The sequence below is a fragment of the Eubacterium sp. genome (assembly GCF_057858645.1).
The window spans coordinates 1-21,810 of record NZ_DBLZZO010000007.1 but is presented as its reverse complement, the minus strand read 5'-3'; the positions used below and the strand labels follow the sequence as shown (position 1 = coordinate 21,810).

17 protein-coding genes are annotated in these 21,810 nt (G+C 35.0%); all 17 read left to right on the top strand.

Going from position 1 to position 21,810, the window contains the following annotated elements:
- The 17 genes from ACZM4J_RS03695 to ACZM4J_RS03615 all read left to right on the top strand — a co-directional run bounded on the left by ACZM4J_RS03695 (nucleotide 1) and on the right by ACZM4J_RS03615 (nucleotide 21,664).
- Entirely contained in the window at nucleotides 1-420 is a 420-nt protein-coding gene (locus tag ACZM4J_RS03695) for an endolytic transglycosylase MltG (RefSeq protein WP_302690250.1), read from the top strand.
- 24 nt (nucleotides 421-444) lie between these two features.
- Nucleotides 445-1,089 (top strand): O-methyltransferase, encoded by a 645-nt coding sequence (locus ACZM4J_RS03690; protein WP_428244552.1) that lies wholly within the window; start codon nucleotides 445-447, stop codon nucleotides 1,087-1,089.
- Between the two features lie 66 nt (nucleotides 1,090-1,155).
- Nucleotides 1,156-2,382: a peptidase U32 family protein gene (locus ACZM4J_RS03685; protein ID WP_489485645.1), complete on the top strand. Its 1,227-nt coding sequence runs from the start codon at nucleotides 1,156-1,158 to the stop codon at nucleotides 2,380-2,382.
- A 238-nt stretch (nucleotides 2,383-2,620) separates the two neighbouring features.
- Complete coding sequence (gene sigK / locus ACZM4J_RS03680; RefSeq protein ID WP_302690253.1) at nucleotides 2,621-3,256, top strand: RNA polymerase sporulation sigma factor SigK; 636 nt, start codon at nucleotides 2,621-2,623, stop codon at nucleotides 3,254-3,256.
- Between the two features lie 48 nt (nucleotides 3,257-3,304).
- On the top strand, nucleotides 3,305-4,810 hold the full coding sequence (locus ACZM4J_RS03675) for a YifB family Mg chelatase-like AAA ATPase (protein ID WP_428244554.1): 1,506 nt from the start codon (nucleotides 3,305-3,307) through the stop codon (nucleotides 4,808-4,810).
- Nucleotides 4,811-5,899 (top strand): DNA-processing protein DprA, encoded by a 1,089-nt coding sequence (gene dprA, locus ACZM4J_RS03670; protein ID WP_302690255.1) that lies wholly within the window; start codon nucleotides 4,811-4,813, stop codon nucleotides 5,897-5,899. It begins immediately after the preceding gene.
- Between the two features lie 23 nt (nucleotides 5,900-5,922).
- Nucleotides 5,923-7,992, top strand: a complete 2,070-nt coding sequence (topA, locus tag ACZM4J_RS03665; RefSeq protein WP_302690256.1) for a type I DNA topoisomerase — start codon at nucleotides 5,923-5,925, stop codon at nucleotides 7,990-7,992.
- 484 nt (nucleotides 7,993-8,476) lie between these two features.
- A complete protein-coding gene (gene rpsB, locus ACZM4J_RS03660; RefSeq protein WP_118000251.1) occupies nucleotides 8,477-9,199 on the top strand; it encodes a 30S ribosomal protein S2 in 723 nt (240 codons plus the stop codon).
- A gap of 34 nt (nucleotides 9,200-9,233) precedes the next feature.
- A complete protein-coding gene (gene tsf / locus ACZM4J_RS03655) occupies nucleotides 9,234-10,328 on the top strand; it encodes a translation elongation factor Ts (protein ID WP_489485643.1) in 1,095 nt (364 codons plus the stop codon).
- Nucleotides 10,329-10,726: 398 nt separating this feature from the next.
- Nucleotides 10,727-11,509: a ParA family protein gene (locus ACZM4J_RS03650; protein ID WP_489485642.1), complete on the top strand. Its 783-nt coding sequence runs from the start codon at nucleotides 10,727-10,729 to the stop codon at nucleotides 11,507-11,509.
- Nucleotides 11,502-12,350, top strand: coding sequence for a ParB/RepB/Spo0J family partition protein (locus ACZM4J_RS03645; RefSeq protein WP_428244556.1), 849 nt, complete (start codon nucleotides 11,502-11,504; stop codon nucleotides 12,348-12,350). The genes ACZM4J_RS03650 and ACZM4J_RS03645 overlap by 8 nt, the downstream gene beginning before the upstream one ends.
- Nucleotides 12,334-13,494, top strand: a complete 1,161-nt coding sequence (locus ACZM4J_RS03640) for a DUF6017 domain-containing protein (RefSeq protein ID WP_428245267.1) — start codon at nucleotides 12,334-12,336, stop codon at nucleotides 13,492-13,494. Before ACZM4J_RS03645 ends, ACZM4J_RS03640 begins: the two co-directional genes overlap by 17 nt.
- 197 nt (nucleotides 13,495-13,691) lie before the next feature.
- A complete protein-coding gene (locus ACZM4J_RS03635; protein WP_489485640.1) occupies nucleotides 13,692-14,627 on the top strand; it encodes a CAP domain-containing protein in 936 nt (311 codons plus the stop codon).
- 259 nt (nucleotides 14,628-14,886) lie between these two features.
- On the top strand, nucleotides 14,887-19,116 hold the full coding sequence (locus tag ACZM4J_RS03630; RefSeq protein WP_489485638.1) for a SpaA isopeptide-forming pilin-related protein: 4,230 nt from the start codon (nucleotides 14,887-14,889) through the stop codon (nucleotides 19,114-19,116).
- Nucleotides 19,100-19,861, top strand: coding sequence for a class B sortase (locus ACZM4J_RS03625; protein ID WP_489485637.1), 762 nt, complete (start codon nucleotides 19,100-19,102; stop codon nucleotides 19,859-19,861). Before ACZM4J_RS03630 ends, ACZM4J_RS03625 begins: the two co-directional genes overlap by 17 nt.
- 185 nt (nucleotides 19,862-20,046) lie before the next feature.
- The gene (locus ACZM4J_RS03620) at nucleotides 20,047-21,036 is read left to right on the top strand and encodes a hypothetical protein (protein ID WP_489485635.1); all 990 of its coding nucleotides are present in this window, start codon (nucleotides 20,047-20,049) and stop codon (nucleotides 21,034-21,036) included.
- A gap of 109 nt (nucleotides 21,037-21,145) precedes the next feature.
- Nucleotides 21,146-21,664 (top strand): hypothetical protein, encoded by a 519-nt coding sequence (locus ACZM4J_RS03615; RefSeq protein ID WP_489485633.1) that lies wholly within the window; start codon nucleotides 21,146-21,148, stop codon nucleotides 21,662-21,664.
- The last annotated feature ends 146 nt before the right edge of the window (nucleotides 21,665-21,810 follow it).

Below are 21,810 nucleotides of genomic sequence, written 5' to 3'. Positions count from 1 at the left end.
ATGAGCAATAGTAAAACATCAAAAGGATTTGCTAATGTTTCAATAAAAGTCTGCAAGTATATAATAATGGCTGTTATTATCATTGTTTGTGCAACAACAGCTTACAATTTTGGAACAAAAATATTTTACTCAACAGGAGTTGAAGCAAAGCCGGGAACAGACATGACTGTTACTATCAAAAAAGGAACAACTATAAAAGAGTTGGCGAATACTCTTGAAGAGTACGGTATAATAAGTGACACTACGGTTTTCAGAGTGCAGGCGTATGTATACAATACCAAAAGCATAAAAGCCGGTCAGTATACATTTAACACATCTCAGAATGCAGAGGAACTTTTTAACAAGATTAAAGAAGGACCGGAGAAAACAAAGAGTACAAAGTCAACAAAGACTAAGGCAAAGTCTAAGTCTGATAAATAAAGAATTCTAAAAAAGGAAATTAGTATGATAGTAGAAGAAAGAATAGTATCGTATATTAACTCTTTAGAAAAAGAAAATTCTCCTGTTTTAGAGGAAATAGAAAAAGAGGCAAGGAAGGATGGCGTGCCGATTATTAGAAAGGAAATGGAAAGTTTTCTTAGAGTTATGCTGTCAATAAAAAAGCCGATGAGAATATTAGAGCTGGGTACCGCAGTAGGGTACTCAGCCATTTTAATGAGTGAATATATTAATGAAAAAGGACAAATCATAACAATTGAAAATTATGAGAAGAGAATTCCAATTGCAAAAGAAAATATAAAAAAAGCTGGCAGGGAAAATGTAATAAAGTTACTTGAAGGCGATGCAATGGAAATTATGCCAACTCTTGAAAGGGACCAGTTTGACTTCGTTTTCATGGATGCGGCAAAGGCGCAATATATTCATTTCCTTCCGGAAGTTTTACGTTTGATGAAAAAAGATGGAGTTTTAATTACGGATAATGTTTTACAGGAAGGAGACCTGATTCAGTCAAAGTACGTTGTAAGAAGACGTGACAGAACAATTCACAAACGAATGAGAGAATATTTGGAAGTGGTAAAAAATCATCCACAACTTGAAACATCAATTGTGCCAATTGGCGATGGAATTACAATGTCAGTAAAAAAATAGAAAGGAAGGCTTGCACGATTTGGTACTAGAATAAAGTGCTAAAAAGTAATTGCTTGGTAAAATAAAATGAGAAAACCTGAATTATTAGTTCCGGCAAGTAGCCTGGAAGTGTTAAAAACAGCAGTAAGATATGGTGCAGATGCTGTGTATATTGGTGGTGAAGTATTTGGGCTAAGAGCTAAAGCAAAGAATTTTACATTAGAAGAAATGGCAGAAGGTGTGAATTTCGCTCACGAACATGGAGTGAAAGTGTATGTTACAGCTAATATTTTAGCCCATAATGCAGATTTAGAACCTGTTAAGGCATATTTCAATGACTTAAAGAAAGTAAATCCCGATGCACTAATTATTGCTGATCCTGCAATTTTTACAATTGCAAAAGAAATGTTGCCTGAAATGGAACTTCATATTAGTACACAGGCAAACAATACTAACTACGGTACTTACAATTTCTGGTGGAACCTTGGCGCAAAAAGAGTTGTGTCAGCCAGAGAACTTTCGATTAAAGAAATAAAAGAAATCAGAGAACATATACCTGATGATATGGAGATAGAAACTTTTGTTCATGGAGCAATGTGTATTTCATATTCAGGAAGATGCCTTCTTAGCAGTTTTATGGCAGGACGAGATGCCAACAAAGGTGCCTGTACTCACCCATGCCGTTGGAAATATGCGGTAATGGAAGAGAACCGTCCGGGACAGTACATGCCAATTGAAGAAAATGAAAGAGGAACTTATATTTTCAATTCAAAAGACTTGTGCATGATAGAACATATACCTGAATTAATTGATGCAGGAATTGATAGTTTCAAAATTGAAGGTAGAATGAAAACAGCCTTGTACGTTGCCACAGTTGCAAGAACATACAGAATGGCAATTGACGATTATTTAGAAGATCCTAAAAAGTACGAAATGAATTTGCCAAAGTATAGAACATTTATTTCACAGTGCACATACAGACAGTACACAACAGGATTTTTCTTTGGAAAACCTGATGAAACTACACAGATATACGATTGCAATGTATACGAAAGAGATTACGTGTACTTAGGAATTGTAGGCGACCAAGTTGGCGAAATGGAATACAGCCTTGAGCAGAAAAACAAATTTTATCAGGGACAGAAAATTGAAGTGATGAAAGCTGACGGAAACGATATAGAAGTTGAAGTTGTTTCAATTAAAGATGAAGAGGGCAACGAAATGGAAAGCTGCCCACATCCAAAACAGAAGCTTAAGATTAATCTTGGAATTGAATTGGAAAAAGGGGATATCTTGAGAGTGAAGGAACAGTAGAAAGAATAGCAAGGGCAACCAAATGGCATTTTTTATATGTTGTTTGGTTGCCCTTTTTGTGTGTTAAGGGAAAGTTGTACGAAGTCAAAAAAGGAAAAGGGCATCCAAAAGCAAGTAGCATGAGTCGAAAGGGATGCCTTGTAGCCGATATTGAAAAAATAACTAAACATTTCTAGACATGCACGAGAAACTGTAGCCTATCATAAAATATAATTAAGTATGTCGCGAGGTGAAATGTGTGAAGACTTTTTTAGAGCCTTTGACACCTGCGGAAGAAAGAGTGTGGATAGAAAAACTTGAAAAGGGAGATAAAGAAGCTAAAGACATACTAATTGAACGGAACCTAAGGCTGGTTGCTCATATTGCAAAAAAATATAATAGTGAAAATAGAGATAATGACGACTTAATTTCCATTGGCATAATCGGGTTGATAAAGGCGGTTAATACTTTTAATACAGGAAAAGGAAGCCGTCTTGCAACCTATGCTGCAAAATGCATTGAAAACGAACTTTTAATGATGCTTCGTGGAGAGAAAAAGAAAAGCAGAGAAGTTTCCTTAAATGAGCCAATAGGAATGGATAAAGAGGGCAATACCATTAATTTGCTGGATGTGGTTGAAATGGATGAACCAGGGGCGTTAGACGCAATAGAAAAAGCCGAGGATATAGTACGGGTTAGACAATATGTGGAGAAAAATTTAAATCAAAGGGAGAGAGAAATAATTAATAAAAGATACGGCTTAAATGGAGAAGCACCTGTAACCCAGAGAAAAGTAGGAGAAGAAATGGGGATATCCAGAAGCTATGTAAGTAGAATTGAGAAAAAAGCTTTAGAAAAATTAAAAAAAGCCTTTGACAATACAAATACTATGTGATAATATCATAAAAACAAAATGTTGCGTGAAAACAACAAGGAGGGACTTATGGTATGCAGAATTAATTGTGCCACAATAACAGGGGTAGACGTACTGCCGGTTATTGTGGAGACTGATATATGTAATGGCCTACCATCATTTGATATGGTAGGTCTTTTATCATCAGACATTAAAGAATCAAGAGAAAGAGTTAGAACCGCCATTAAGAATTCAGGTTTTATGATACCGCCGAAAAGAATAACAATAAATTTTTCACCGGGAAATATTCGAAAAACAGGAACTTATTTTGACCTGCCAATAGCAGTTTCTATATTGAAGGCTTTGGAGATTTTACAATGTGACGTGGAGGGTAAAATGTTTGTTGGGGAACTAAGCTTGGATGGTAGAGTTGTTTCTGTAAACGGAATTTTACCCATTGTGTTACATGGTTTGGAAAACGGAATCAAAGAGTGTTTTGTGCCGAAAGCAAACGTAAATGAATGTAGTTTTGTAGAAGGGATAAAAGTAATCGGAGTGGAGAATCTTAACGAGCTTGTAATGATGCTGACTACAGGGAAATACGAACCAATTCATAAAGTAAAAATAAACAGCCAAAGCGAGTATGCAGGCAAAGATTTTAAATACATAAAAGGTCAGGTGCAGGGCAGAAAGGGCGCTGAGATTGCAGCAGCAGGAATGCATAATCTTTTACTGGTGGGACCACCTGGAACAGGAAAAACAGCCATCGCAAAAGCGCTGCCTACGATTCTGTCCAGAATGTCGAAAGAGGAAATAATTGAAATATCAAAAATACAAAGTATAGCGGGCATTTTAGAAGAGGGACTTGTTACCAAAAGACCCTTTAGAAGTCCACATCACACAACAACAGTTACGGCACTTACAGGCGGTGGCATTAATCCAAAACCCGGTGAAATGACATTGGCACATGGCGGTGTTTTGTACATGGACGAGTTCCCTGAATTTTCAAGAGCGGTAATGGAGACTTTAAGACAGCCGCTAGAGGATAGAAAAATAGTAGTTTCAAGGGCAAACGGCACTTACAGTTTCCCGGCGGATTTTGTTTTGCTGGCGTCAATGAATCCTTGCAGGTGTGGCTATTACCCGGACAGAAACAAATGTAATTGTACTGAAAATGATGTGAAAAAATATTTAGAAAAAGTCAGTGGGCCAATACTGGACCGAATGGATTTGTGCGTACACATGAACCCGGTTTCTTTTATGGAAATAAAAAGTGACAAAGAGCAGGAATCTTCAGAAGAAATCAGAAAACGTGTGGATTTGGCAGCGGCTATTCAAAGGGAAAGGTATAAATACGAAAACTTTAATTATAATAGTCAATTACAAGGGGAGTTTATAGAGAAATACTGTGCCTTGGACAGGAAAGAAGAGAAACTCATAAAAGACGTTTATGAGAAAATGAATTTAAGCGTGAGAGCTTACGAAAAAATATTAAAAGTAGCAAGAACAATTGCGGATTTAAAAGGAAAAAATAAAATATCAACAGAAGATTTGGCAGAGGCCATTAGTTTTAAGACAATAGAAAGTGTGGGGTAAATGGAAAAGAGAGATTATTGGGCGTGGCTTGCCTCAAACGAATACTTTTATTTTGATAAAATACAGAAGATTTTGAAAGTGTATGGCACAGCGGAAAATTTATATAATATTAGCGAAAAGAAGTTAATGTCAGATGATAGAATGTCACCGGAAGATATAAGAAATATTGTTGAATCAAGGGATAAATTTAATAAGGAAGATTTTTATGAAAAGCTAAAGGAAAAAGACATAAAATTTGTGACCGTTGAAGATGAAGATTATCCGGAAAATTTGAAACCTTACGACCACAGACCATATTATTTATTTTATAAGGGAAAGTTGCCTGACTGTAACAAACCAATTGTGGCAATGGTAGGGGCGAGAGCCTGTTCAGGTTACGGCAGAAACATGGCAAAAAAGCTTGCAGAAGATTTGTCAAAAGCAGGTGTGCAGATAATTAGTGGTATGGCTAGGGGAATTGATACATATAGTCAATTAGGAGCCATTGTGGGAGAAACGGCAACTTTTTCGGTAGTTGGAACAGGTGTGGACGTGTGCTACCCAACAGAAAACATAGAATTGTATAATGACATATTGAAAAAAGGTGGAATTATATCTGAGTACCCGCCGGGTAGTAAAGCCTTAGCGTGGCATTTTCCACAAAGAAATCGAATAATAAGCGGTTTGTCCCACAAGGTTATTGTAGTTGAAGCAAAAGAAAAAAGCGGTTCCCTTATAACTGTTGAATGGGCGTTGGAGCAGGGCAGGGATGTTATGGCGGTTCCCGGTAGAGTTGGAGACAGATTAAGTGGTGGCACGAACAGGTTAATTAAGAATGGTGCAGGTATTGTAACATCGGCAAATGATATAATATCTGAGCTTAAATACTTCGTATTTAATAAGGCTGATGAGAAAAATACCGAAGAAAAAATACTTGAAAAAGAATTTTTGATGTTGTATAGTGAGTTAGGTTTACAGCCGAAAAATATATATGAATTAATGGAAAACACAGGATTAAAGTATGAAAAGCTAGTTGAGATGTTGTTACAATTACAATTGAAAGGGCTAGTGGAACAACCATCATACAATTATTATTCAAGGCTGAGTTGATATTTTTTCAAAAAGGAGTATTTATGGCAAAGTATCTTGTGATCGTGGAATCACCAGCAAAAGTTAAAACAATTAAAAAATTCTTAGGTTCAAATTATGAAGTTGTAGCTTCAAACGGACATGTAAGGGATATGCCAAAAAGCACAATGGGAATTGACTTTGAAAATGATTATGAACCAAAATATATTACAATCAGAGGAAAGGGTGAGAAGTTAGCAGAACTTCGTCGTTGTGTAAAAAAAGCGGACAAAGTATATTTGGCAACTGACCCGGACCGCGAGGGAGAAGCAATTTCATGGCATTTATCAAAGGCTTTGAAATTAGAAAACAAAAAAAGTGCAAGAATAACATTTAACGAAATTACAAAACCGGCAGTTAAGGAGTCACTAAAACATCCAAGAGAAATTAACATGAATCTTGTAGACGCACAGCAGGCAAGACGTGTAATGGACAGAATGGTTGGTTATAGCATCAGCCCACTTTTATGGATGAAAATTAAAAGAGGACTTAGTGCAGGTCGTGTTCAGTCAGTAGCACTTAGAATGTTATGTGACAGAGAAGAAGAAATAAACGCATTTATACCAAAAGAATATTGGGACATGGATGCCGTTTTAAAATACAAAAACAAAGAATTCAATGTAAGTTTTTACGGTGACAAAAAAGGAAAAGTAGAAATTACAGGAAAAGAGCAACTTGATAAAATTATCGAACAGATAAAAGACAGTAAGTTCTCTGTAAATGACATAAAAAAAGGAAACCGTACAAGAAAAGCACCTATTCCATTTACAACAAGTACAATGCAGCAGGAAGCTTCAAAAGCACTTAATTTTTCGACACAGAAAACAATGCGTATAGCACAGCAGTTATATGAAGGTGTGGAGATAAAAGGGCGTGGAAGCATAGGTCTTATTACTTATCTTCGTACAGATTCCACAAGAGTATCTGAAACAGCAGAAGCACAGGTAAAGGAATTTATTGAAGGCAACTACGGTGATGATTACATGGCAACAGAAATTGTTTCTAAGAAGTCATCTAAAAAAATTCAGGACGCTCACGAAGCCATTAGACCTACAGACGTATCACTTACACCTGACATGGTAAAAGCACAGCTTCCAAGAGACCAGTTCAGACTTTATCAGTTGATTTGGAAAAGATTTGTTGCAAGCAGAATGAAAAATGCAGTCTATGATACATTTAATGTAAAAATCGGTGCAGGAGAATATGTATTTAACGCATCAACTTCAAAAATCGGTTTTGACGGTTTTATGAAAATATACACAGACAGCGACAACGAAAAAGTTGTAACAAACAATACAATTGCAAAACTTGACAAAGACTCAGAGTTAGAATTTGTTAAGTTTGAAGAAAATCAGCATTTTACACAGCCACCTGCTCATTTTACAGAAGCGGCTTTAGTAAAGGCAATGGAAGAACAGGGCATTGGTCGTCCAAGTACCTATGCACCAACAATCGGAACTATTGTTGGCAGAAGATATGTAACAAAGGAAAAGAAGAATCTTTACGTTACAGAATTAGGGGAAGCAGTAAACAACGTAATGAAAACAGCATTTAGCGTTATCGTAGATACAGAATTTACAGCGAACATGGAATCACTTTTGGACTCTGTTGAAGAAGGCAAGATTGAGTGGAAGACAATTATCAGAAACTTTTACCCTGATTTGGAATTAATGGTAAAGGACGCTGAACAGAAACTTGAAAAGATTCAGATAGCAGATGAAGAATCAGATGAAATTTGTGAGGAATGTGGCAGAAGAATGGTTATTAAATACGGACCACATGGAAAATTCCTTGCATGTCCGGGATTCCCTGAATGTAGAAATACAAAACCTTATCTTGAAAAGGTTGGTGTTCCTTGTCCAAAATGTGGCAAAGACGTGGTATACCGCATGACAAAAAAAGGCAGACGTTACTACGGATGTATTGACGGCCCTGAATGTGATTTTATGTCATGGCAGAAACCATCAACTAAGAAGTGTCCACAGTGCGGTGGCTACATGGTAGAAAAAGGAAATAAGTTGGCATGTGCTGATGCCCAGTGTGGATATGTAGAGCCAAAGAAGGAGACAAATTAGTAGATTCAATGCTCGGTGTTGGATATGCAGGGGCAAAAAAGGAAACAGATTAACATGTTCTGGTACCCGGTGCGGATGCGCTAAGCTAAACATGGAGCTAAACTGGCAGGTTTCAGTATCTGGTATAGGATATGCGGAGTTGAGTAAGATAAAGTTACATGTTTGATTTGAATAGCAAAAAAATGAAATTGAAGTATTAATGGGAGCAGCATTAAATAAGATTGTAGGATTAATGTAAGCAGCATTAAATAAAATTAAAATATGGGACTGGTAAAAACAACTAATACATAACGTAAAAAGTTGTTGCACCGGTCCTGTTTTTGTGTTATGATATTTGAGTTGCATTAAGCACATCTGTGGAGATACAGGCGGGTGCCCTTGCTCGGGGTTGTCTGATTCGGGGAAGCAGATGGAAGGTATGGTATTTGCCGTAGGTTTACGGAACGATACCAAAAATAATTATTAAAAACCAGGAGGTATTAAAATGAGCGTTATTTCAATGAAACAGTTATTAGAAGCAGGTGTTCATTTTGGACATCAGACAAGAAGATGGAACCCTAAGATGGCTCCATACATCTACACAGAAAGAAATGGTATCTACATCATCGACTTACAGAAGTCAGTAGGTAAAGTAGATGAAGCTTACAAAGCAGTATCAGACATCGCAGCTGATGGTGGTTCAATCCTTTTCGTAGGAACAAAGAAGCAGGCACAGGAAGCTGTTAAGGAAGAAGCACAGAGATGTGGTATGTACTACGTTAACGAAAGATGGTTAGGTGGTATGCTTACAAACTTCAAGACTATCCAGTCAAGAATTAAGAGATTAAAAGATATCGAAAGAATGTCAGAAGATGGTACATTTGATGTTCTTCCTAAGAAGGAAGTTGTAAACATCAAGAAAGAATGGGACAAGCTTGAAAAGAACCTTGGTGGTATCAAGGAAATGAAGAGAATCCCAGATGCAATCTTCGTTGTAGATCCTAAGAAGGAAAAGATTTGTGTTCAGGAAGCACATGCACTTGGAATTAAGTTAATCGGTATTGCAGATACAAACTGTGATCCAGAAGAATTAGATTACGTTATCCCAGGTAACGATGATGCTATCAGAGCAGTAAAACTTATTGTTTCTAAGATGGCTGACGCAGTTATCGAAGCTAACCAGGGTGAAGAAATGGTTGCTGAAGAAGCTGCAGCAGATGCTGAATAATTAACAGATTTTTGATTTTAGGAGGAATAGAAATATGACAATTACAGCAGCAATGGTAAAAGAATTAAGAGAATTAACAGGCGCTGGTGTTATGGCTTGTAAAAAAGCTTTAGTTGAAACTGATGGTGATCAGGAAGCAGCTATCGAAGTTTTAAGAAAAAAAGGTGAAGCTACAGCTGTAAAGAAATCAGGTAGAATTGCAGCTGAAGGTATCGTATACACAACAGTTAAAGACGGTAAGGCAGCAATCGTTGAAGTTAACTCAGAAACAGACTTCGTTGCTAAGAACGAAAAGTTCCAGACATTCGTTGCTAACGTTGCAAACCAGATTGTTGATTCATCAGCAACTGATATGGATACATTCATGGCTGAACCATGGGAACTTGATACTACAAAGACTGTAAAAGACGAATTAGTATCACAGATTGCAGTAATCGGAGAAAACATGAACATCAGAAGATTTGAAAGAATCGAATCAGACGGTGTTATCGCATCATACATTCATGCAGGTGGAAAGATTGGTGTATTAGTTGAAGCTGATGCTCCAGAAAACGACACTGTAACAGCAGCAATTAAGACAATTGCTATGCAGATTGCAGCTATGAACCCACAGTATGTTTCAAGAAACGACATTTCAGCAGACGAACTTGCTAAGATGAGAGAAATCACAATTGACAGTGCTTTAAATGAACCAGATTCACTTCCAAAGCCAATCCAGAAGGATATCTTTGCAGAAGCTTTAAGCCAGAACGTATTCAACGATGAAGACAAAGCTATCTACGAAGAAAAGCAGAATGATAAATATTTATTCAACTTCCTTTCAAACGAAGCAAAGGCTTCATTAAGCTCAATTGCTATGGCTAAGAAAGCTGAAATCATGGAAAACAAGATCTTCAACGGTTTAGTAGAAGGTCGTGTATCTAAGCAGTTAAAAGAAGTATGTCTTCTTGATCAGACATACGTTATGGTTGCTGACGGAAAGCAGACAGTTGCTAAGTATCTTGATGAAGTATCAAAAGAAGTTGGCGCTACTGTAGCAATTAAGAAATTCGTTCGTTTCGAAACTGGTGAAGGTATCGAAAAGAAAGAAGAAAACTTCGCAGAAGAAGTTGCAGCACAGATGAAATAAATCATAAGTTATCATAACTTGATATTTTATCAAAACAATCTATGATTCATAGGGTGTGAACCCACAAGATAGAGGATAAAGACCCTCAAACATACTATATTTTGTATGTTTGAGGGTCTTTTTTGCGTTGACAAACCTTTCAAACAATACTAAGGCAGGTAAGCATAAATTATCGCAAATTATCGTACTATATCGTTAAATTTTGGTTGATTTTGGTTTGACTTTGGTAATTTTTGGTTGAACCAAATTTGATGCAAAGTTTGCCTGTTTCTTTAGTTGAACAATATAGTGGCATTTAAGTAACAATAAATAAGTCGATATGAGTAAAACAATTTCACAAAATTAAAATTAATTTTATCTTTCAAATCAAAATTTTAATTAATAGGAGGAAGGAACAAATGTGTAAAATAATTGCAATAGCAAATCAGAAGGGTGGAGTAGGAAAAACAACCACAACAGTTAATTTAGGAATAGGACTTGCAAGAAAGGGAAAAAGGGTTCTTTTAATTGATGCGGACCCACAGGGAAGCATGACAGTAAGTCTTGGAATTGATGAACCTGACAAAATTGAGTATTCGTTGGCGAATGTGTTAATGGATGTTGTAAATGAGGAAGAGATTGATAATAAAAAGGTAATTAAAAAACATCAGGAAAATATTGATTTCATTCCGGCAAATATTGAATTGGCAGGTTTAGAGGTTTCAATGGTTAATATAATGAGCAGGGAATTGGTAATGAAGGAGTTTATATCAGCTATAAAGGAAAATTATGATTACATTCTAATTGATTGTATGCCAAGTCTTGGAATGATAACAATTAATGCTTTAGTGTGTGCTAATTCAGTGCTTATTCCTGTACAGGCATCTTATTTGCCGGTAAAAGGTTTACAGCAGTTAATAAAAACAATAACCAGGGTAAGAAGACAGATTAATCCGGAACTCAGGATAGAAGGAATGGTAATGACAATGGTTGATATGCGTTCTAATTATACAAAGGATATATTGGAGGCATTGGAAAATACCTATGGTGAAACTATTGGGATATTTAAAAGCAGAATTCCAATGTCAGTAAGAGCAGCAGAAACAAGTGCTGAGGGAAAGAGTATTTATCTTCATGACCCTAGAGGAAAAGTTGCAGGAAGCTACGAAAAACTAACAGAGGAGGTGCTTGGACGTGAGTAAAGTAAGAGAAAAGATAAAATTAACAAGTTATGATGAATTGTTAAAGGTAGATGTGGCAGATGGATTAAAGGAAATTGAAATAGACAAAATACATGATTTTAGAAAACATCCATTTAAGGTAACAGATGATGAAAAGATGGATGAATTAACAGAGTCCATAAAGGAAAGAGGAGTGCTTCTTCCTATATTAGTTAGAAAAACAGATAATGAAGAGTACGAAATAATATCAGGACATAGACGAAAGCATGCGGCAAGACTTGCAGGACTTGAAAGCGTTCCGGTTATTATAAGAGAGTTAAGCGATGATGATGCAACAATAGTAATGGTGGATTCAAACATTCAAAGAGAAGAAATACTTCCAAGTGAAAGAGCATTTGCATTTCAAATGAAGCTTGAAGCAATACACCATAAAGGCATAAAGGGAGCAGAAAGCAGAGAGGTTGTAGGTGAGACAAATGGTTTGTCGGGCAGACAGGTATCACGATACATTAAACTGACACAATTGTTACCGGAGTTGCTTGAAATGGTTGATGAAAAAAAGATTGCCATAAAGCTTGCTGTTGAAATCGCAGAGCTGTCTGAAAAAGAACAGCAGGAAATATTGGATTATTATAATCTAGGATACAAGGTTAGCATAGAACAGATTAAATCAATTAAAAATAAGGAAAAGACAACAGAGGTTATAGAGCAGACAGAAGAAAAAAGCAGGGAAAGTACAAAGGTTACAATTTCAGGAAGCAAGCTTAATAAATATTTCCCTGAAAATTATACAAAAGCGGAAATGGAGAACATAATTTACCAGTTATTGGAGAAATGGAAGAGTGATGGTTATGACATTTGATTATTATTACGGAGCTCAGGCAGAGCAGTTTAATTTCATAAGAATTCCAAAATCAATGATAGTGGATCCAATGTTTGCAGATTTATCAGTCAATGCAAAGCTTCTTTATGGAGTTTTGCTTGACAGAATGAATCTTTCAATGAAGAACAAATGGTTTGATTCAGAGAACAGAGTGTACATAATTTATCAGATTTCTGAAATTATGGAAGATTTTAATTTCAGTAAAAAAACAGCTGTAAGATATTTAAATGAGCTTGAGGATTTTGGATTGGTTGAAAAGAAAAGAAGAGGGTTGGGATTACCAAGCCTCTTATATGTAAAGAATTTTATTGTATTACAGGACCATTCAGAACCTGATGATACAGATTTTATTGATAAGTCAGAAGAAGATAATTTAAGTGAAAATATGGAAAATTTTGTAAACACAGAACTGGAAACTTCCAAAGGTGTAGAAACTTACACTTCAAGAAGTGTAGATATGGTAACTTCTAAAGGTGTAGAACAGGAAACCTTAAGAGGTGCAGGAACTTACACTTCAGGAAGTGTAGATGTGGAAACTTCTAAAGGTGTACGACAGATTACGTCAAGAGGTGTAAAAAGTACACTTCAAGAGGTAACCGAAAAGGCCCCACTTATTAATAAGACTAATAATAGTAATACTAATATGAATAATACGGATTTAAGTAATACTAAAACGAATAATACTAAAGAGAGTAATACTATCTTATCTAATCCTGTTGTAAAACAAGCAATTGATAAGATGGGAAGAGAAGATGAATCAGATTTTGATAAGTACAAAAAATTGGTAAAAGAAAACATAGATTATGATGTTTTGATAGACAGGCATTACATAGAAAAATCAATAATAGACGGAATGGTTAATCTGATTGTTGAAACTATGATTAGCGAAAATGATTACATTGTCATATCCAGCACAAAGTTTCCAAAGGAGACGGTAAAGTCAAGATTTTTAAAACTGGATATAAGTCATATTGAATATGTGTTGGAATGTATGAATCATAACACAACAAAAATTAAAAACATTAAGAAATATTTGTTGGCAGCACTTTATAATGCACCAACAACAATAGACAGTTACTATAAGGCAAGAGTGCAACATGATATGCCGGAACTTGCAAACTAGAAAGTGGGACACCGGGTCCCAATGTAAAAATAGAAGGAGTTTGGTTGAAAGTGTCGAAATTCAACCATATTAGAATTTGAAATAAAAAATTAGTATGGTAAAATGTGTTTATCGATTCTCAATGAAATAACCACAGAATTGAAATCGATGAATATTTGTTATAAATGGTAAAACGATTCGACAGAAGGGTTGGAACAATGATTAAGAAAAAAAATAAATATTTGATTATGACAATGCTGATTGTCACATTAGGGTTTTGTTTAACCACCAAAACCGTAAGTGCAGGGGTCATTGGAAAAGTAACACACATTAAGGTTTCAGCTGTTACTAAAAAGTACAAGACAATAAAGGATGCAAGCTTAAAAAAGACATCGATGAAGTACAGGGCAGGTTACAAAATAACGTGGAAGAAAGTTAAAAATATTTTAGGTTATAAGGTATATGTTTATTATCCTGCAGTGAAACAGTGGAAATGTGTCAAGACAACAAAGAAAAATAAATACACATTGACAAATCTTTTGGCTAATGAAAAGGTCAAACTGAAAGTAGTTGCTTACAAATCCATAAAAAATGGAGAAAATAAGCAGGGAAGTTTTTCGAAGACCATAACAGTTAAAAATAAAAGTCTTACATATGTTAGGAAATCAAATGGAAAAATAAAAAAGAGATTTCATGACAGAGTGGCAGCGGAAAATGCTTTCATAGTACAGAATGGGTATAGAGCAAAGGTTGGAGCAGAGAAACTTGAATGGTCAAAGGCCTTGTACAAGGTTTGTCTTGAAAGAGCAAAGATGATAAGCAAAAACTTTTCCCACGATGGATGGACAGATACTGTATTTAATGTTTTAAACAAGGAATATGGCATAGAAGAAAAATATTATTGGTATGAAGATGATAATGGTATGGAATATGGAGAAGCATATGCCATAGGCGAGAACATTGCAGAAGGATCTGATAATTATAAGGATGCAATGAAGCAATGGAAGAACAGCCAGGGACATTACAATAACTTAAAAAATCCAAGCCATAAAAGTGGAGCAATAGCATGTTATAAATCAGAAACTGGCACATATTGGGTAGCATTGTTTTCAGATATGGATGTGGACAAAATACTCAAAGAAACAAGTAAATAAAACATTTAGAACGTCTTATTAAATTAAGGCGTTCTTTTTTTGTAGCAAAAGCCCACTAAGTGATGTCGTGCTTGCACGGAATATCATTTAGTGGGCGCAAGAACATCGAAAAGCTATGCTTTGAGATGTTAATATGCGTTAATCGAGTAGACTACTCGATTAGCAAAAGCCTGGCAAGTGATATTGTGCTTGCACAAAATATAATTTGGTGGGCGTAAGAACATCGACATAGGAGATTTTAATAGGAGGGAACACAATAATGAAAGTAAAGAGAATTTTAGCAAGAGTATTGGCAATGGTAATGTTGTTGACGGCAACTTTGCCAACAAGCAATGTAAAGGCAGCATCAGGAACAGCAACATTGGATTCATTAGGAAAACTAGGAACAGTTAATGTGGGTTCAAAAAGTGAAAGTGGAACATGGCTACAGACACTTGTGAATGACCGCCCGGTATTTTGTATGGATTTGGGAAAGGCATGTCACACAGGATATACCTACGTATCAAAGACAAAAAATATAAGCAGTGATAGTTCTAATAAGAAGGATTCATTGGAAGCAAAGATTGGATATTGGTATTCAACAGTGAAAAAGAAGAGCAATAAGGCGTGGGTATATGCACAGTGTCTTATTTGGGCGGTTGAAGAAGGAATCACAAGTGAGACAGGATTAAAGGACATTATAAGTCAGGTTAAGAAGAACACAGGTTATTATTCAAATGATACCATTTATTCAGACATTTTTAATCCAGGAAAAACTGTATCCTGTGATGTTGAAATATGGGAATATTCAGGAACAACTAAAAAGGATCAGGTGCAGAGATTATTACAAATACAGTCAACAGAAGAAGAATACGATTTTCTACCTTTGAAATCCAGTGAATATTATCGTCAGAGGATAACATTACAGAAAAATGATGAAGATAATAAACCATTACAACAGGTTTCATTCAGATTTACAGCAAAGAACATTAAGGAATTATATTCGTATCAGTACAATGGCTGGGGAGATTCAGTAAAGGAAGATGTTGATGATGATGCCACAACATTTACACAAGATGTTAAGACAGATTCAAATGGAAAGATAGTATTTAGATTCACATATCAGTTAAATTCTAAGAAATATTACTATGTAAAAGAATCTGACTTAAAAAACATGACAAATGACGATAAGAAAAAAGTAAAAGATGAATTGGATGATAAGGGATATTCGTATGCATCAGATTTGTCTAAGAGTGGAGCTGAAAAGTTAATTAATAAAGACATAGAAGAGCAGATGGATGACATTTCAAATAATTATATAATTGAAGAAATTTCATCAGGCAACAGCAACATCTTAAATTCATTTGTAGTTGATTCAGGTTCAAACAAGATGACGAGTCAGTCTGCTAACAAGGTAACAGTCACACTTAAAAAGTCCGACTCTTGGATTAGAAACAGTGACGGAAAGTGGCCTGAAACTGCAGAAGAATCTTATAGTAATTATAAGCTTGCATACAAGCCGGTTCTTAAGGACAAGTATAAGAAAGTGAAATTAACTGCAGTAAAGATTGATGAAGAAACAGGCAAGGTTGCTCAGGGTGATGCAACACTTGAAGGAGCAGTGTACGGTGTATATTCAGATGCAGCCTGCACAAAGTTAATTAAGTCATATAAAACAGATAATAACTATCAGTTTGAAACAGATTACATGAGATGTGGAAAGACTTATTACCTAAAGGAAATCACACCGCCCAAGGGATATCTTAAGAATGACAAAGTGTATGACATTGTAGCTGACGGTACAAACTTCACAGCAGAATACAATTCGGTTGAAAAGCAGGTTTCAGAAAAGCCAGTCAAGGGTGATGTGGCAATCATTAAGGGCATGGGTAACGGAACTGCAGGCATTGTACCATTTGAAAAGAGTGCACAGTTTCAGATTTATCTTGCAGGTGCAGGTTCATATGAAAAGGCAAAGGCAACTGAAAGAGACATTTTAACAACAGACTTAAACGGTTATGCCAAGTCAAAGCAGTTACCATATGGTACATATGTGGTTCATCAGACTGTTGGAGCAGACAACACTGAAAAATGTCCTGACTTTTATGTGAATGTAACTGAAAACGGTAAGACTTATCAGTACTTATTAAACAATCCTGAATTTACGGCATACTTAAAAATCGTGAAGAAGGATTCAAAGACACATCAGACAGTCTTAAAGAAAGGCACAACATATCAGATTTACAAGGTAGACAAGGAAGGAAATGAAACTCTTGTAACACAGAAGTACAGCAACGGCAACAAAATGGTGGTCGTTGACAGATTTGTAACAGATGAAACAGGAGAAATCATTACCTATGAAAAGCTTAAGGCAGGAACATACAAGGTATACGAAATTGAAGGACCGGAAGGATACAAGGTAAACAAGAGTCCTGTAATAGTTGAAATAAACAGCAATTCATACAGGACAATGAAGGATGAACTTGGAAATGAATACCTTTATGCAGAGTGCGAGTATTACAATGATGTTACTTACGGAAAATTCACATTAGACAAAACAGGTCCGGAGTTATGTGGCAGAAATGATGAAAGCAACGCTGACAAAACAACGGAGGTCAATGTAAATCCATTTGATTATGATGCTATAAAGCTTAACGGTGTTATGTTTGAACTTACTGCAAAAGAAGACATCATGTCACAGGACAATCAGGGAACAGTGCTGTTTAATAAGGATTCAGTTGTTGCAACAATTACAACAGGTGAAAAGGCTGAGTTTACAAATGACTGTAATGGCATTTGCAAATATAGCTTAAACAAAGATGGCACAATGACATTAAATGTTCCACTTGGTGAATACACATTAAAGGAAGTAAAGACAAAGTGCGGTTATGTTCTTCCAAGACAGTCATCATGGGACTTAAGCTTTAAATGGAATAACAAGGATGATGAATACGTTCTTGATATTTCTGAAAATTCCAAGGAAGGAAAACTTGATGTTTACAATGACCTTGTAAAGACTGACATCACACTTCAAAAGCAGGATTCAAGAACAGGAGAACCAATCGCGGATGCAGTGTTTGGATTCTATTCAAGGGATAACATTTATGACCGAAAGGGAAACATGATTGTAAATGCCGGTGAAAAAATTGCCACAGTCACAATAGATGAAAATGGTGTGGCAAAGATACCATTTAATGTGCCGGTAATGGATGAAGGTTACGGCAAGGTTGATGAGCAGGGAAAACTTATTAATGAGGCACTAAATTCAGGTAATTACTATTTCCTTGAGGAGAGTGTAAGTGACAGCTATTACATTGACAGGGAAATGCATGAGGTTCACCTTGAATACAAGAATCAGGAAACAGCCATGGTTTCAGCAAGGGTAACTGTTAAGGAAGACCAGACTGAAACAGTAATCAGCAAGAGAATGATTGCATCATCAGTGGAAATCAAGGACTGTCATTTAAGGATAAATGATGATAAGGGCAATGAAATCATAAGCTGGATTTCAGGTGACATTTCATCAGTTAAGTTAAATGAAAATCTTAAGAAAATGGGATATTCCAACGTTCATGTCGAAAAAGACAACGATTATGCATTAAAAATCAATGGACTTCTTAAGGATAAGGAATACACATTAACTGAAACAAGACCTGCAGATGGATTTGTAACTGCAGATACCATTACATTCAAGCTTGTTGAAAGTGATAGCAGTAATTGTAGGACAAAGGTTTATGTTAAGAGTGGAGACAGCTTCAAGGAAAATATTGATAATCAGGTGGTAATGTATGATGACACAACAAAGGTTGAATTTTCAAAGAAGGACATTACAAACGGAAGGGAACTTTCAGGATGTCACATGCAGGTAACTGATAAGGAAACAGGAGTTGTAATGGATGAATGGGTTTCAACGGAAGAAAGCCACGTGATTGAAGGAAAGTATGCTGTAGGCAAGACATATGTTTTAACTGAAAAACAACCAAGAGACGGTTATGCAACTGCAGAAAGTGTTGAGTTTACAGTGGAAGATGATGGAAGGGTTCAGAAGGTAAGCATGACGGATGATACAATAAAGGTTCAGTTTAACAAGACTGCATCAGACACAAAGAAGCAGCTTAGCGGTGCAAAATACAAGGTGTATGACAGCAGGGGCAGAAAGGTTTATGAATTTACAACAGGTAAAAATGCTGAACTTATCGAAGGAATCCTAAAGGCAGGAGAAACATATACCTTTAAGGAAGTAAGCGCACCAAAGCATTACAAGGTTGCAAAGGATAAGAAAATCAAAATAAAGGATACTGGAAAACTTCAGAAATTATCTGTGGTTGATGAAAGAATTCCGGAAGTACCTGACACACCACAGACAGGAATAAAGGGAAAGACTGCAGGAATGATGATTTCACTTATCTCATTATTAATGGCACTTGGATGTTTTGCATGCGTGAGAGCAAAGGATAAATCAAAATACAATTTTAAACAGGAGAAGAAGGAAAATGAAGAGAATGATTAAAATGACTCTGATACTTCTTTTAGTAGGGATGGCTGTGGTTGTAGCTGTCCCTTTTTTAAAGGAAAAAGAAGCGGAGAAGAAAAGCGAAAAGGAATTTGAGAATATACAGGAAAGTGTTGCTGAGAAAAAAGACAAAACAATGAATGTGACAAAACTAAAGGGAGAAAATGAGGACTGCATTGGATATTTGGAAGTGCCAGGAACAACCATTAGTTATCCTGTAATGCAAACAAGGGATAATCCGGATTTTTATTTAAATCATGATTTTAATAAGAATTACAGTTTTTATGGAACACCATACTTAAGTGCTTACTGTGACTTAAAAAAATCTGACAATCTAATTATTTATGGTCATAACATAAACGGTGGAAAAATGTTTGGAGCACTGGAGCAGTATAAGAATAAGGATTTTTTTGATAGACACAGAAAGATATTTTTTACAACGGACAGAAGAAGAAAATATGAAGTGTTTGCCGTTATGAGTGTGAACATAAGGGATTTTGAATATTGGAAGTTTGTAATGGCAAGGGATGAGAAGTACTATGACAAATTTGTGGAGAAAGTGTTGGAGCATAGCTTGTGGAGTGCCGGGAAAAAGTCTAAGTATGGAGAGCAGATGCTGATGTTGTCTACCTGTGATAATGGAAAAGGCGATGATTGGAGAATTGTAGTGGTTGGAAAGAGTGCTTTCAATTTTAAACAAAATGCAAATAGAAAAAGAATTAAATCTAGAAGGTCAAGGTGAGTTTTATGTCAGAAATATATAATATTAAAAAAGTTATGATTCAGAGTAAAACAAATATAAAAAAAATAAACTATGAGTTATAATAAAATAAATGTGTTTTTGAAACTTGAACAAAAATATTAGTGAAATAGTTATTGAAATTGAAAATGAGAAATAATTCATTTTGGTTAGAGAGGATGTTGTGGATGGTTAATTGTATTAGATTTAGAAATGTAAATGACACATATAAAGATGATATGAATTCATTCTGGATAGGTTTTACAACATGGATATCTCAAAAGAATGTTAGAGAAAATTTATTTACGGAAGAATATGTAAAGTCGACAGGGGAAAAGTTTGAACAGAACATTTCATTTTATAACACACAATACAGAATGTATTATGAAAAAGAATATCCTTTTTTAAAAATTGCCACTAGAGGTATGGAAGAGGAATACATAAAGGACTTTTTGAACATAATGTATGAATTATGGGTGAAAAAGGATAGGAAAAAAGAATTTGCTGCTGAGGTAAATAGAAGATTAAGAAAAGATAATTTTAAAATTCAGATATCAGATATGTATATATTGCAAGATGCAAACAATGAAAAGGACACATTCATAAATATGGAATTTGTTCAAGATCCTACCATAAGAATAGAGCTGCAAAAAGATGTTTATACAATACTCAAAAATATGCAAGGCAACAGTATTTACAGAGGTGTGAAAGAAAATTTATTAAATGATGGTCTTAGAGATGGATTAAAAAATACACGAAGATATCAAGTACATGATCAAACAAGGCATGGGCAATCAGAAAGTGGTAAAGAGTCAGGTGAATTAGATTTACTCATATCAACTAAAGAGGAAGATTTGCCAATATCTATCGTAGAAGCGTTAGTTTTAACAACAATTGATAAACAAAATTTAAAGCAACATATAGATAAAGCATTAACAAATTATAATCCTATCGGTTGTCCCAATACAATTATTATCATTTATGCTAGAAATTCTAATTATGCCAATTTAATGTTGAGATTAAATACATATTTAGGTGAATATGAGTACCCATATGAAGTTGAAGGAAGTTTTATTGAAGAAAGTACAAATTACACTGAGTCTAGGCATTGGAAAATTGATATGATAAGAAGTGACAAGGACATACATTTGGACATATATGCCTTTAATATGCCATAAAGATTGTGAAAATTGAATGAGTATAAAACATATTAAAAAGGTAGCAAGATTTAAACAGGAAAATTATGGCAATTAAAAAAGAAATCTAGTTGGTAAGGAGGAGAAAAATATGTTAGAAAACAAAACAAATAAGAAAATTGATAAGATAAGAAAAGAAGTAGAAATATGTAGAAATATAAAAAATCAAGATAATGAAATCAAGTGTTATGAAGAAAAGTTAAATCAAGAAATAAAAGGTGATAAGTATACCTTTTTAGTTTATAGTATGGAAGTAGAAAAAGAGTTGGATTTAAATTTCTCAGCTTTTTGGGTTTCAACTTTAGCTTTAATTATATCTTGTTTCTTTAGTGTGTCTTCAGCAATTAAAGAATTTTATGATAATGCAGGGATAAAAAAAATTGGAAATATAATAGCTAATGAAAAAAATTTTGAAAATACAATAAAAAACATTAAAATGATAGTATATGCCGATGCATTTGCAAGCAAGTTTTACATAGGTCTATTAATAATAGGCATAGTGGGAATGTTTTTGGCTATTATGTATTATACTGTTGTTAAAAATACAAGGAAAAAATATTTACCAATAAAATATGCATTGCAAAATATTAAGGTAGAGAACGAGTGGTAGTTTATATTAATATAAGAAAGGAAGATAAATAGATGGAAAAAAAAATTTATGTAGCTGTTAAAGCATTAGTATGTTATGGAAGAAAGTTTTTGTTGATTAAACGTACTACAGAGGCAAGAGGAGATTATTATCATTGGGAATTCCCA

Bases quoted from the DNA above. Each gene is read 5' to 3' on its own strand.
- topA (WP_302690256.1), top strand. From the start codon at position 5,923: ATGGCAAAGTATCTTGTGATCGTGGAATCACCAGCAAAAGTTAAAACA.
- ACZM4J_RS03615 (WP_489485633.1), top strand. From the start codon at position 21,146: ATGTTAGAAAACAAAACAAATAAGAAAATTGATAAGATAAGAAAAGAA.
- rpsB (WP_118000251.1), top strand. From the start codon at position 8,477: ATGAGCGTTATTTCAATGAAACAGTTATTAGAAGCAGGTGTTCATTTT.
- ACZM4J_RS03635 (WP_489485640.1), top strand. From the start codon at position 13,692: ATGATTAAGAAAAAAAATAAATATTTGATTATGACAATGCTGATTGTC.
- ACZM4J_RS03620 (WP_489485635.1), top strand. From the start codon at position 20,047: ATGGTTAATTGTATTAGATTTAGAAATGTAAATGACACATATAAAGAT.
- ACZM4J_RS03685 (WP_489485645.1), top strand. From the start codon at position 1,156: ATGAGAAAACCTGAATTATTAGTTCCGGCAAGTAGCCTGGAAGTGTTA.
- ACZM4J_RS03675 (WP_428244554.1), top strand. From the start codon at position 3,305: ATGGTATGCAGAATTAATTGTGCCACAATAACAGGGGTAGACGTACTG.
- ACZM4J_RS03630 (WP_489485638.1), top strand. From the start codon at position 14,887: ATGAAAGTAAAGAGAATTTTAGCAAGAGTATTGGCAATGGTAATGTTG.
- ACZM4J_RS03625 (WP_489485637.1), top strand. From the start codon at position 19,100: ATGAAGAGAATGATTAAAATGACTCTGATACTTCTTTTAGTAGGGATG.
- ACZM4J_RS03690 (WP_428244552.1), top strand. From the start codon at position 445: ATGATAGTAGAAGAAAGAATAGTATCGTATATTAACTCTTTAGAAAAA.
- ACZM4J_RS03640 (WP_428245267.1), top strand. From the start codon at position 12,334: ATGGTTATGACATTTGATTATTATTACGGAGCTCAGGCAGAGCAGTTT.
- dprA (WP_302690255.1), top strand. From the start codon at position 4,811: ATGGAAAAGAGAGATTATTGGGCGTGGCTTGCCTCAAACGAATACTTT.
- ACZM4J_RS03650 (WP_489485642.1), top strand. From the start codon at position 10,727: ATGTGTAAAATAATTGCAATAGCAAATCAGAAGGGTGGAGTAGGAAAA.
- tsf (WP_489485643.1), top strand. From the start codon at position 9,234: ATGACAATTACAGCAGCAATGGTAAAAGAATTAAGAGAATTAACAGGC.
- ACZM4J_RS03695 (WP_302690250.1), top strand. From the start codon at position 1: ATGAGCAATAGTAAAACATCAAAAGGATTTGCTAATGTTTCAATAAAA.